At 31.8% G+C, this 12,405-nt stretch carries 11 protein-coding genes; 9 read left to right on the top strand and 2 right to left on the bottom strand.

Annotated features, from left to right (window positions below):
* Positions 1-20: 20 nt before the first annotated feature.
* Positions 21-1,418, top strand: coding sequence for an argininosuccinate lyase (gene argH, locus CAMP18497_RS00830; RefSeq protein ID WP_337212138.1), 1,398 nt, complete (start codon positions 21-23; stop codon positions 1,416-1,418).
* A 24-nt stretch (positions 1,419-1,442) separates the two neighbouring features.
* Entirely contained in the window at positions 1,443-2,774 is a 1,332-nt protein-coding gene (locus CAMP18497_RS00825; protein WP_263677428.1) for an anaerobic C4-dicarboxylate transporter family protein, read from the top strand.
* Here CAMP18497_RS00825 and CAMP18497_RS00820 read toward each other — a convergent pair whose 3' ends face one another.
* A complete protein-coding gene (locus CAMP18497_RS00820; protein WP_337212137.1) occupies positions 2,775-3,452 on the bottom strand; it encodes a helix-turn-helix transcriptional regulator in 678 nt (225 codons plus the stop codon).
* Positions 3,453-3,619: 167 nt separating this feature from the next.
* Here CAMP18497_RS00820 and CAMP18497_RS00815 point away from each other — a divergent pair, with 167 nt between their 5' ends.
* The 7 genes from CAMP18497_RS00815 (at position 3,620) to feoB (ending at position 11,666) form a co-directional block, all read left to right on the top strand.
* Positions 3,620-3,982: a Rid family detoxifying hydrolase gene (locus CAMP18497_RS00815; protein ID WP_012661024.1), complete on the top strand. Its 363-nt coding sequence runs from the start codon at positions 3,620-3,622 to the stop codon at positions 3,980-3,982.
* A 3-nt stretch (positions 3,983-3,985) separates the two neighbouring features.
* Entirely contained in the window at positions 3,986-5,425 is a 1,440-nt protein-coding gene (gene dcuC, locus CAMP18497_RS00810; protein ID WP_337212136.1) for a C4-dicarboxylate transporter DcuC, read from the top strand.
* A gap of 12 nt (positions 5,426-5,437) precedes the next feature.
* On the top strand, positions 5,438-6,607 hold the full coding sequence (gene metC, locus CAMP18497_RS00805; RefSeq protein WP_337198136.1) for a cystathionine beta-lyase: 1,170 nt from the start codon (positions 5,438-5,440) through the stop codon (positions 6,605-6,607).
* A 3-nt stretch (positions 6,608-6,610) separates the two neighbouring features.
* Complete coding sequence (gene purB, locus CAMP18497_RS00800; protein ID WP_263678466.1) at positions 6,611-7,975, top strand: adenylosuccinate lyase; 1,365 nt, start codon at positions 6,611-6,613, stop codon at positions 7,973-7,975.
* A 6-nt stretch (positions 7,976-7,981) separates the two neighbouring features.
* Positions 7,982-9,322, top strand: a complete 1,341-nt coding sequence (locus tag CAMP18497_RS00795) for an MmgE/PrpD family protein (RefSeq protein ID WP_337212135.1) — start codon at positions 7,982-7,984, stop codon at positions 9,320-9,322.
* Positions 9,323-9,414: 92 nt separating this feature from the next.
* Positions 9,415-9,642, top strand: coding sequence for a FeoA family protein (locus CAMP18497_RS00790; protein WP_039625344.1), 228 nt, complete (start codon positions 9,415-9,417; stop codon positions 9,640-9,642).
* Entirely contained in the window at positions 9,642-11,666 is a 2,025-nt protein-coding gene (feoB, locus tag CAMP18497_RS00785; protein WP_337212134.1) for a ferrous iron transport protein B, read from the top strand. Before CAMP18497_RS00790 ends, feoB begins: the two co-directional genes overlap by 1 nt.
* Before the next feature lie 15 nt (positions 11,667-11,681).
* On the opposite strand, the gene tenA is transcribed toward feoB, so the two are convergent.
* Positions 11,682-12,347: a thiaminase II gene (gene tenA, locus CAMP18497_RS00780; RefSeq protein WP_337212132.1), complete on the bottom strand. Its 666-nt coding sequence runs from the start codon at positions 12,345-12,347 to the stop codon at positions 11,682-11,684.
* Positions 12,348-12,405: the final 58 nt, after the last annotated feature.

Below are 12,405 nucleotides of genomic sequence, written 5' to 3'. Positions count from 1 at the left end.
TTGTAAATAGAAGGATAAATATGTCACAAAAAGTAGAGAAATTATGGGGTGGACGTTTTGATTTGCCTACAAACAAATTAGTTGAAGAATACACAGCTTCACTGCCAGTTGAGCCAAGACTTGCTCCTTTTGATATACAAGGAAGTATAATTCACTGCACCATGCTTGCAAAACAAGGTATTATAAAAGAAGATGAAGCAAAGACTATCATCAAGGGCTTAGAACAAGTTAGAGAAGAAATTCAAAATGGAACCTTTGTTTTTAATATAGCTGATGAGGATATTCATATGGCTGTAGAAAAAAGAATGACACAAATTGTAGGCCCAGTAGGTGGAAAACTTCACACTGCAAGAAGTAGAAATGACCAAACTACGCTTGATTCAAAAATTCACATGAGAGCTGTTATTAAAGAAGTATTAACTCAAATTACTACTTTACAAGAAGAAATTATCCATCAAGCTCAAAAAAATATCAAAGCTATTATGCCAGGTTATACACATTTACAAACCGGTCAACCGGTACTTTTTTCACACTGGATCATGGCGTATTTTTGGATGTTAAGTAGGGATTATTCTCGTTTTGAGGATTTATATAAAAGAATGAATGAGTGTCCTTTAGGAGCAGCTGCACTTGGTGGAACCACATTTAATATAGACAGACATTTTTGTGCCAAAGAACTAGGTTTTACTAAACCAACAGAAAATAGCATTGATAGCGTTAGCGATAGAGATCACATGGTTGAATTTACTGCTATTGCTGCAATGTGCTTTATGCACCTTAGTCGTTTTTGTGAAGAGCTTATACTTTTTTCAAGTCAAGATTTTAAATTTATAGAATTAAGTGATGATTTTTGTACAGGTTCAAGTATAATGCCTCAAAAGAAAAATCCTGATGTAGCTGAAAAAATGCGTGGTAAGACAGGTAGAATGTATGGCAATGTTATGGCAATGCTAACTATTATGAAAGGTATTCCACTAGCTTATAATACTGATATGAGTGAAGATAAGGCTCAAGTTTATGATTCTATGGATACTTTAATGGCAAGTTTGAAAATCATAACTCCTATGATAGAAAAAATGCAAGTAAATGCTAATAATACAAGAGCAGCAGCCGCAAAAGGATTTTCAAATGCCACAGATATGGCTGATTATTTAGTAAGAAAAAATATACCATTTAGAGAAGCTCATAGTATAGTTGGTGGTGCTGTAAATTATTGTATTAAACATGGAAAAATGCTTGAAGAGCTTAGCATGGAAGAATTCCATCAATTTAATGAAAATATCCAAGAAGATATTTATGAAGCGATTGCTTTAGAAACTTGTATAGACGCAAGACTTTCTTATGGTGGTACAGGAACAAAAGTAGTATTAGAGCAAATTGAACATGCAAAAGAATTGTTAGATAAATGTAAAAAATAAACAATAAGGGAGGGCGAAGATTAGATGGATATTATTTTTATACTTCAACTTTTTATTATTTTTTCTATGATAGCCATAGGTGGTAGATATGGTGGTATAGGACTTGGGGTTGCAGGTGGGCTTGGTATGTGTATTTTGGTTTTAGTCTTTGGTATGCAACCAGCTTCACTTCCTGTAAGTGTTGTGTTTATTATACTTGCTGTGATTACTTGCGTGAGTGTTTTACAAAGTGCAGGTGGGCTTGATTTACTGGTAAAAATAGCTGAAAAAGCATTAAAGAAAAAACCTCAAGCTATTGTTTTTATGGGTCCATTAATCACATCCACTTTTACAATATTTTGTGGTACTACTTATGTAGCTTTTTCTGTTTATCCAGTGATTGCTGAAGTAGCTGCTCAAGCTAAAATTCGCCCTGAAAGACCACTTTCGGTTTCAGTTATAGCAGCAGGTATTGCAGTGGTGGCTTCTCCTATGAGTGCAGCCACTGCAGGTATGGTGGCTATTTTAGCTGTTAGTGGTGTAGGGCTTGTTCAAATATTAGCCGTGGTAATGCCAGCATTTTTAATTGGTGTTATATGTGCTTGTTTGAGTGTTTTTAAAAGAGGAAAAGAGCTTGAGCAAGATGAGGAATTTCAAAGAAGAGTAAGAGCAGGGGAATATCAGTTTTTAACTCAAGATAAACAAGAAGATAAACAAGAAACAGATCCTAAAGTTAAAAGAGCTTTATTGATATTTGCTTTGGGGATTTTAACCATTATTTTCTTTGGGACTTTTACAAATTTATTGCCTCATTATGAGCTTGCAAATGGTAAAATAGAAAGACTTTCTACTCCAAATTTAATCCAAATGATTATGCTTGCAACAGCTTGTTTGATTATGCTTTTTGCTAAAGTTCCTGCTAATAAACTTGGTGAAGCTTCTGTATTTAAATCAGGACTTATAGGCGTTGTAGGGGTTTTTGGTATAGCTTGGATGACAGGAACATTTTTTGAAGCTTATAAGCCTTTATTTAGCGATTCTTTATCGCATATTGTAGAGGATTATCCGTATTTATTTGGTGTAGCTTTATTTGCCTTTTCTATGGTGATTTTTTCTCCAGCTGCAACAGTCGCAGCTTTGATGCCTTTGGGCGTGAGTTTGGGAATTCCTCCTCAAATTCTTATCGTGCTTTATCCTTGTGTGAGTGGAGATTTTATAGTCCCAGGAGCTAATCAAATAGCATGTGTGGCTTTTGATAGAACAGGTACAACAAAAATAGGTAAATTTGTGATCAATCACTCTTACTTAAGACCGGGTTTTGCTCTAATTATCGGCGCTGTTGTAAGTGCTTATTTTATATCACAAATAGTTTTTTAGTTATAAAAGGCTATTTTTAAGTTTTTGTAAATACCTATAGACGCTAGGTTCTGATATATTAAGCGACTTAGCAACTATAGGTATGCTTCCTTTAATGTTAAAAATTCCTTTTGAGTGAAGCTTTTTGATAATTTCATCTTTTTGCTCAGTGCTTAAGCTGTATCCTGAATTTAAATATTTTAAGTCTATGTTTTCGGCTAAAATATCTTCTATAGAATGACTAAGTGTTTCTATATTACTCACATTGTGTAAATTTACATTGTTTTGATTATGAATATCTAATAAATCACTAAAATCATTGATTTTTTCAAGTTCTATGATTTTACTAATAGCATTTCTAAGCTCTGTGGTATCATGATTTATACATAAAATTCCCACAATTTTATTTTGATTTTTTATAAAAAAAGTTGATCCAGTAACAATCTTAGACTTTCCAACCTTTGCCTTATAATCACATAAAAAGTCTTTATTTAAATACTCTTTTTCTTGTACAAGCTCACTTGCAAAAGAGGTTAGTGGAGAATTAATGGTTCTTCCGCTAATGTGGTTATTTGCAATGGCTGCTATATATGAACCCTCATCTGAAATCACATGAAAAACGATTTCGTATTGATCTCCAAGTACCTGTCCTAAAAACTGAGTAAGTTTGATAAATAATTCTTTTTGTTGCTCATCCATGATCTAGACCTTTTTGTTGTTTTTTGTTATTTTACAAAATATTTTCATCAAAGTTGTTAATATTTACAACAATAAAAAAAATTATTATTATGATAAAAAAATATTGACAATTTATTATTATGATGATAATATTATATTATGATTTCATTTAAACACAAGGAGTATACATGGCAAATTATCCAAAGGCTATAGGACCATATTCAGCTTATAGAGAAGCTAATGGTTTGTTGTTTATTTCAGGACAACTTCCTATTAATCCAGAAAGCGGAAATATAGAAAGTGAAGATGTGAAAGAGCAAACAAGACAATCATTGTTAAATATTAAGGCTATATTGGAAGAAAATAATCTTTATTTTAACAATGTAGTTAAAACGACTTGCTTTTTAGCAAATATTGATGATTTTGTGGCTTTCAATGAGGTTTATTCTGAATTTTTCGCAGCTCCATATCCTGCAAGAAGTGCTTTTGCGGTAAAAGATCTTCCTAAGGGAGCAAAAGTGGAGATAGAGGTTATTGCTCATAAAGGATAGAGCATGTTGGGTTTATTTTTTGCAGGATGTTCTGTATTTTTACTTGTATTTATGCTCTATAAAAAAATCAACGCCCATATGGCGTTGCTTTTAAGTGGTTTATTCTTGTTAGCTTTAGCAGGAATTTTTGGACTTTCTCCTATTATTAGTGAAAAGCAATCTTTACATTTAGGTCTTTTTGATATTTTCCAAGTAGTAAATACTAAAATGTCAAGTACTCTAGCAGGTCTTGGACTTACTTTGATGTGTATAGCAGGATTTTCTGCTTATATGGATCATGTGGGTGCAAGCTATGCTTTATTTAAAGTATTTGAAAGACCTTTAAAGGCAGTAAAATCACCTTATATTTTATTGCTAGTTTCATATTTTGTAATCCAGTTTTTAGTGCTTTTTATTCCTTCACATGCAGGTTTAGCACTTTTGCTTATGGTTACAATGTATCCTATTTTGGTGCGCTCAGGTGTTTCTAAACTTTCTGCACTTTCAATTATCGCTATTTGTCAATATATTGACCATGGCCCAGGTAGTGGTAATGTAATTTTAGCTGCAAAAACAGCTGAAATTGATCCTGCGGTATATTTTGTGCATTATCAGCTTCCTACAACTGTGCCTATTATCATAGCAGTAGGTATTGCGATTTATTTTTGCTCAAAATATTTTGATAAAAAAGAAAATTTCACATTTAACCGTGATGATGTTGAAAAAGAATTAGCAGAGCATGATGGCAAAAGTGAAGAGCTTAAAAAGCCACCTAGAATTTATGCGATTTTACCTATTATACCTTTAGTGTTAATTTTGGGTTTTAGTAGTGTTTTAGATAGCATTATGGTGTTAATGGGGCTTACTACTATGGAAGAAGTTAAAGCAGCTTCATCTACTGCTATTAAAATGAATGTGCCGGTTGCTATGATGATTTCAACCTTTATAGCAATTATTTTTGAAATCATTCGTTATAGAAGTTTGATTAATACTTTAAATTCTATCATGGTATTTTTCAAAGGTATGGGGCATTTGTTTGTAATCACAGTTTCTTTGATCGTTTGTGGTCAAGTTTTTGCAAGCGGACTTTTATCAGTTGGCTTTGTGGATACTTTAATAGGTTTTGCAAAAGATGCAGGTTTTGGAGTGCTTGCTATCATCATAGCAGTTTCTATTTTGCTTGCTGTGTGTGCATTTTTAATGGGTTCAGGAAATGCAGCATTTTTCTCTTTTGCACCACTTATCCCAAATATAGCAAAATCTTTTGGTGTTGAAACCATAGCTATGATAGCACCTATTCAAATCATGACAGGTTTTGGTAGATGTGTTTCGCCTATTGCGCCTGCTATTTTGGCGATTTCAGCTATGGCTAAAGTAAATCCATTACAAGTTGTAAAAAGAACAGCTATTCCTATGCTTGTAGCTGCTATTGTTAATGTGATTATGACTTATGTTTATTTGTAAAAAGGACTTAAAATGAATAATAAAACTAAATTAATCCACCTAGGAAGAGGCGATCAAAACGCTGAAGTAAGATCAGTTAATCCAACCCTAATGCGTGCATCAACTATACTTTTTAAAGATCACGCAACTTGGCAAAAATACCGTGAGTTAAGAAAAACAGATCGTGTTTTAAGTTATGGTGCTAGAGGAACAGCTACAAATTTTGAACTTGAAAAACTTATTTGTGAGCTTGAGGGTGGTTATAGGGCACAACTTTTCCCAACAGGGCTTGCAGCATTAGCTATGGTGCTTTTAAATTATGCTAGTAAAGATGCTCATTTTTTAATTACTGATGCTATTTATGGACCTGTTAGAACAATTTGTGATTTATTTTTAACTAAAATGGGCGTAGAAATTGACTTTTTAAAAGCTGATGCCTCTGATGTAGAAGAAAAGATCAAACCAAATACAAAATTAATCCTTTGTGAAAGCCCAGGTTCTATACTTTATGAAATCATAGACTTGCCAAAACTTTGTGAAATTGCGCACAAACATAACATACCAGTAGCGATTGATAATACCTATTCAAGTGGGTATTTTTTAAATCCGCTTGAGCTCGGAGTAGATATTTCAGTAATTGCAGCGACTAAGTACTTAAGTGGGCATTCAGATGTTACTATGGGTATAGTAGTGATTAATGAAAAAGAATGGAAAAATTTTGACAAATTACCAGAAGCTTTAGGATTTACCACAAGTCCTGATGATGCTTATTTGGTGCTTCGTGGTATGAGAACTTTAGATGTAAGAATGAAAGCACATGAAAAAAGTGCAGATGAGGTAGTAGAGTTTTTACAAAGTAGAAAAGAAGTTAAAACAATCTTTTATCCAAAATTAAAAACTCATCCAAATCATGAAGTTTTTATGCGTGATCATAAAGGCGCTAATGGTATGGTAACGATTGAATTTGCAGATGGTATTTCAAAAGAACAAGCCATTAAATTTGTAGATAATTTAGAGTATTTTTCAATCGGTGCAAGCTGGGGTGGATATGAGAGTTTAGCTACTGTTACTACTCCGCCAAGAACAGCAACAGATTGGAGCGCTAGAGGACCTTTTGTGAGATTTCATATAGGTCTTGAAGATAGTAAGGATTTGATTGCTGATTTAAAACAAGCATTTGAAAAAATAAATTTTAAAGGATAAAACATGGGTGTGAGTGTATTTGATATGAGGTTGCTTCAAGATTCTTGGAGTACTCCTGCAATGAGAGCTATTTTTAGCGAAGAAAATAGAATTCAAAAATGGCTTGATGTAGAAGCTGCCCTAGCAAAAGCTCAAGCAAAACTTGGCATTATTCCTAATGAAGCAGCTATAGAAATAGCTAAAAAAGCTCATTATAAATTTATGGATATGGATTTTATTTTTGCTGAGTTTAAAAAGACTAAACACCCTTTAGTACCTACTGTGCGTGGTTTAGAAAAAGCTTGCGAAAATGGTCTTGGTGAATATGTGCATTTTGGTGTAACAACACAAGATATCATTGATACAGGTATAGTTTTACAATTTAAAGAAGCTATGGCTTTAATCAAGCAAGATTTAAAAGATATAGCTAAAAATTTAGCAAAAATCGCAAAAGAGCATAAAAATACTGCAATGATGGGAAGAACCTTAGCTTTACAAGCTTTACCTATAACTTTTGGACACAAAGTTGCAATTTGGCTAAGTGAGCTTAATCGCCACTATGAAAGAATTATTGAACTTGAAAAAAGATTATATGTAGGATTAATTGTAGGTGCAGTGGGAACTAAAGCAAGTTTAAGTGACAAAGCTAATGAAGTAGAAAAACTTACTTTAGAAAGTTTAGGTTTAGAAGTTCCTGATATCTCATGGCAACCAGCAAGAGATCGTTTTATTGAGCTTGGTTATGTTTTAGGTAATATCAATGCAACCTTTAACAAAATCGCACATCAACTTTTAATCTTAGCTCATAATGAAATCGATGAAATTGCTGAGCCTTTTGGAAAAGGTCAAGTAGGAAGCTCTACTATGCCTCATAAAAGAAATCCAGCAGTAAGTGAAAATGCAGTGACTGTAAGTAATGCTCTAAGAGCTAATATTGCAATTTTAAGCGATATAGAAAGACATGAGCATGAAAGAGATGGTCAAGTTTGGAAAATGGAATGGAAGCTTTTACCAGAAGCGTTTTTAATGCTTTCAGTGGTATTGGCAAATATGAAATTTGTTTTTGATGATTTAGAAGTTAAAAAAGACAAAATGTTAAAAAATCTTGATACGCTTAATGGTTTTGTATTAGCAGAACGCGTGATGTTTGCTTTGAGTGATCATTATGGTAAGCAACATGCACATGAAATTGTTTATGAAAATGCTATGAGAGGTATAGAAAATCATAAAACTTTCAAAGAAGTTTTACTTGAAGATGAGCGTGTGAGTAAGGTTTTAAGTGAAAAAGATATTGATGTTTTAATGGATGCTACAACTTATGTAGGTTATGCACCAAAATTAGTTGATGAGTTCTTAGAAAAAATCGCTAATGCACCAATTCTAAAGTAGGAAAAAATGTATTTAAGTGAAAAACTAGCCGAATTTATCGTAAATTTAGACTATGAAGCTATCCCTAGTGAAGTAAAGCAAAGAGCAAAAGAGCTTATGCTTGATGCACTAGGAACAGCCCTAGCTGCTAAAAATGAAGCTTGTGTTTTAAATGCGACTAAGGCTTTTGAAGCTTTAAGCGTAAATCCTAGTGAAAAAATTTGGAGTGAAGATAAAAAGCTTGATGTAATTTATGCTGCGATGGTAAATGCTATTGCAGCGCATGCCCTTGATTTTGATGATACTCATACTGAAGCTATTTTGCACGCTAGTGCTATTTTAACTCCACTTTGTTTAACTTATGGATTTAGTGTAAGTAAAGATGGAAAAAAAGTTTTAAAAGCTTTTATAGTTGGTTGGGAAATTGCTGCTAGAGTGGGTATAGCAAGCAAAGGAAGTTTCCATAAACGCGGCTTTCATACTACAGCTATAGCAGGAATTTTTGGTAGTGTAGCTGCAAGTTGTGTTTTACTTGATTTAAACAAAGAACAAATCATCAATGCTCTAGGTTTAGCAGGAAGTTTTGCAAGTGGGGTAAATGAGTTTTTATCTAATGGTTCTAATTCTAAAGTTTTACACATAGCTAATGCTTTGAAAAATGGAATTTTAGTAGCAAATTTCGCAAAAGCTAATATGAGTGGTCCTTTGAGTATATTTGAAGGAAGGGATAATATTTTTAGAACTTTTGGCTTAGAAGATGAGTGTGATAAAAATGAACTTTGTAAGGGCTTGAATGAAATTTGGCAAGTAATGCAAGTTTCACTAAAACCTTATCCAAGTTGTCATTTTGCACATGGGCTTATTGATTGTGCTATGAGTTTAAGAAATGATGGCTTAAAAGCACAAGATATCAAAAGTTTGCATTGTTTTGTAGATGAGGTGCCAATTTCATTTATCTGTGATCCAATAGAAGCAAAATACACTCCACAAAGTGCTTATGCTGCTAAATTTTCCATGCCTTTTTTAATGGCTTTGGCATTTTTTGATGGTAAGATCACTTTAAAATCTTATGAAAATTTAAATAGAGCTGAACTAATAGAATTTGCTAAAAAAATTAGCTATGAAAAGAAAAAATCTAGTGGTTTCCCTAAATACTTTCCAGGACATTTAGAAGCTGTTTTAAATGATGGAAGAGTAATTAAAAAAGATGTACTGATTAATAAAGGAAATTTTGATAATCCTTTAAGTTTTGATGAATTAAAAGATAAATTTCTTTCTAATGCTAGCATAGCACTTTCTTTAGAAAAGGCTGAGGAATTAGTCAAAAAGCTTCAAAATTTAGAAAATCTAAATGATTTTGATTTCTAGCAATCTCATTTTTTGAGATTGCTTATTATTTTAAAAAAGAAATAATTTAATTTTTTATATAATGTTTTATCTTAGTTTTTGTAAGGAAAAACATGACTTTAGATACATTAAAAGATAATGAAGAAGCTATTATAGTAGGCTTTGAAGCAGATAAACAACTCCAAGCAAGACTTTTTAGTTTTGGTTTTGCAAAAAACAAAAAAGTTAAAAAAATTCGCTCTTCTATAGCAAATTCTACTATTATGGTAGAACTTGATACAACTTGCGTGATTTTACGCTCAAGTGAAGCAAAAATAATACAAATTTCAAAAGAGTTTTAATGAAAGAAATCATCGTTGCTTTAGTGGGTCAGCCAAATGTCGGTAAAAGTTTATTAATTAACGCACTTTGCAAAGCTAATATGAAAGTTGGCAATTTTAGCGGTGTTACGGTTGAAAAGGCTGAGGCTAGATTAGTTTATAAAAATTATGAGTTTAAATTTATAGATTTACCAGGAACTTATGCATTAGATGGTTATAGCGAAGAAGAAAAAATCACAAAAGATTTTTTAAACAAGGGTAAATTTGATCTTGTAGTAAATGTGCTTGATTCTACAAATTTAGAGCGTAATTTGATTTTGAGTGCATCTTTAATAGAAGCTAAAACCAAAATGATTATGGCTTTAAATATGCAAGATGAAGCTAAAAATGAAGGTTTTAGTATAGATTTTAAAATTTTATCCCAACTTCTAAATACACCTTGTCTTGGCGTGTGTGCTAAAACTAAAGAAAATCTAAATACACTTTTGGATTTAATCATTTTAACCCATGAAGCTAAATTTGAAGCTAAAGAGCGTGTTTATAGTGATATTATAGAAGAAGAACTCGCAAAAATAAGTGAATTTTTAAATCAAAATGAAATTACATATTTAGATTTTTCTACAAAAGATTTAGCGATAGCTTTGCTTAAAAATGAAGCTAATATAGTCATTTCACACGCTTTGGGAAAAATACTTGATGAAGCTTTGGAAAAAATCTATATGGCATATCATAGCAAAGATATGGAAAGTATTTTTAAAGAAGAGCTAATTGCTTTTGCAAATGGTATATGTGCTAAGGTTTTAAGTAAGGGTGTTAAGTATAAAAATCATACCAAAGAAATAGACTCTATTTTAATCAATAAATTTTTAGGAATTCCTATATTTTTGTTTTTTATGTGGGTTTTATTTCAACTAACCTTTACTTTAGGTCAAATCCCTATGGATTATATAGAAATGTTTTTTACTAACTTAGGTGATATGGTAAAAAATAATATTAGCAATGAATTCATCGCTTCAGCCTTAGCTGATGGTGTTTTAGGTGGGGTTGGTGCGGTTATAACTTTTTTACCAAATATTATGATTTTATTTTTTGGTATAGCCTTGCTTGAAACAACTGGATATATGGCTAGGGTTGCATTTTTATTAGATGGAATTTTATACAAATTTGGCTTACATGGTAAAAGTTTCATCCCTTTAATCACGGGTTTTGGTTGCTCAGTACCTGCATTTATGGCTACAAGAACTTTAAAAAATAAAAAAGATAGATTATTAACTCTTTTTATTATTAATTTTATGAGTTGTGGCGCAAGACTTCCTGTATATGTGCTTTTTGTTGGAGTGTTTTTTCCTGCTGATGTAGCGGGAAATTATCTTTTTGGGATTTATCTTTTGGGTGCGTTTTTGGGTTTGATTGCAGCTAAAATTTTAAGAATGAGTGCTTTTAAAGGACAAGATGAACCCTTTGTAATGGAAATGCCAAAATATAGAATGCCAAATTGGAATTTGGTATGGTTTATGGTGTTTAATAAAGCCAAAATGTATTTAAAAAAAGCAGGAACATTTATTTTAATAGCTTCTTTGCTTATTTGGTTTGCGAGTAATTTTCCTGCACAAGAAAATAATACTCAAGATGCTTTAACTCAAGAGCTTCAAATAGAAAATAGTTATCTTGGACAATTTGGTAAAGCAATAGAGCTTATTTTTGCACCACTTGGCTTTGATTGGAAACTTAGTGTATCTTTGGTAAGTGGTTTAGCTGCTAAAGAAGTGATGATTTCTACTATGGGTGTGCTTTATTCTTTAGGTGATGAGGTTGATGAAACAAGTTTAAATTTACAAGAAGCTATAAAAGAAAACATCCCTTTTAGCACAGCAGTAGCTTTTATACTTTTTGTTATGATTTATAATCCTTGTTTTGCAGCAACTATAGTTTTTGCTAAAGAAGCTGGAAATAAAAAATATGCGTGGTATCTTTTTATATTTACATCTTTATGTGCGTATTTGATCGCTTTTTTGGGGATTAATATTGCTAAATTGATAATTTAATCATCTTTATGATGATTAAATTTCCATTTTTTGCTCTAAAGAGTGTTGCCAAAAGGCTGTTTCAAGTCTTACAGTAGTATAAAAAATTTCATTTAATTTTTTAAATTTTTCTTCACTAATGCTATTTGCATAAGAATTAAAAAAGTCTTTAAATTCTTTGATTTCATCTTGAAATTCTTTACCCGCATAGGTTAAAATCCACTCTTTGTAAGGATGATTTTCTAAGCTTTGTTTATTAAGTCCTTTATAAATTTCTTCTCCTATATATGCATAGCCTATAGCACAAGCACTTAAAGCACACAGCATATCTAAATAATCTCCATTTTGTCCCACGCTTAGTAAGTACCTTGTATAAGCAATATTGGTTAAACTTTCATCTTTATAGTCTAGTTTTTCTACATCAATACCTAGCTTTAAAATACTTCTATGAAGCTCTAACTCTCCTTCTAAAGTGTAGTTTTGATTTTTAATAGCAAATTGAATTTCTTTAGCATTGTTCGCATTTAAAGCAAGCAGGGCATAGCATTTTGCATAATTATTTAAAAAGATATAATCTTGTTTAAGATAAAATAAAAACACATCTTTTTCTAAAGTGCCATTTTGAAGTTTTTTTACAAATTCATGATGGATGTATCGATCCCAAGTTTTTTTATTTTCTTTTATAAGTTTATCTAAAAGCATCAATTACCTTTGCTAAAATTTTTAAGCTTTTATTTAAACACAGATAGTTAAATTTTTC

Source organism: Campylobacter sp. W0066.1 (assembly GCF_024723635.1).
GTDB classification, from domain to species: Bacteria; Campylobacterota; Campylobacteria; order Campylobacterales; family Campylobacteraceae; genus Campylobacter_D; species Campylobacter_D lari_C.
This window is presented reverse-complemented; position numbering and strand designations above follow the sequence as displayed.

What these genes read in the sequence shown, in the direction of transcription:
- CAMP18497_RS00790 (WP_039625344.1), top strand. Translation starts at nt 9,415, where the DNA reads ATGACTTTAGATACATTAAAAGATAATGAAGAAGCTATTATAGTAGGC.
- CAMP18497_RS00815 (WP_012661024.1), top strand. Translation starts at nt 3,620, where the DNA reads ATGGCAAATTATCCAAAGGCTATAGGACCATATTCAGCTTATAGAGAA.
- CAMP18497_RS00825 (WP_263677428.1), top strand. Translation starts at nt 1,443, where the DNA reads ATGGATATTATTTTTATACTTCAACTTTTTATTATTTTTTCTATGATA.
- feoB (WP_337212134.1), top strand. Translation starts at nt 9,642, where the DNA reads ATGAAAGAAATCATCGTTGCTTTAGTGGGTCAGCCAAATGTCGGTAAA.
- argH (WP_337212138.1), top strand. Translation starts at nt 21, where the DNA reads ATGTCACAAAAAGTAGAGAAATTATGGGGTGGACGTTTTGATTTGCCT.
- CAMP18497_RS00795 (WP_337212135.1), top strand. Translation starts at nt 7,982, where the DNA reads ATGTATTTAAGTGAAAAACTAGCCGAATTTATCGTAAATTTAGACTAT.
- purB (WP_263678466.1), top strand. Translation starts at nt 6,611, where the DNA reads ATGGGTGTGAGTGTATTTGATATGAGGTTGCTTCAAGATTCTTGGAGT.
- metC (WP_337198136.1), top strand. Translation starts at nt 5,438, where the DNA reads ATGAATAATAAAACTAAATTAATCCACCTAGGAAGAGGCGATCAAAAC.
- CAMP18497_RS00820 (WP_337212137.1), bottom strand. Translation starts at nt 3,452, where the DNA reads ATGGATGAGCAACAAAAAGAATTATTTATCAAACTTACTCAGTTTTTA.
- tenA (WP_337212132.1), bottom strand. Translation starts at nt 12,347, where the DNA reads ATGCTTTTAGATAAACTTATAAAAGAAAATAAAAAAACTTGGGATCGA.
- dcuC (WP_337212136.1), top strand. Translation starts at nt 3,986, where the DNA reads ATGTTGGGTTTATTTTTTGCAGGATGTTCTGTATTTTTACTTGTATTT.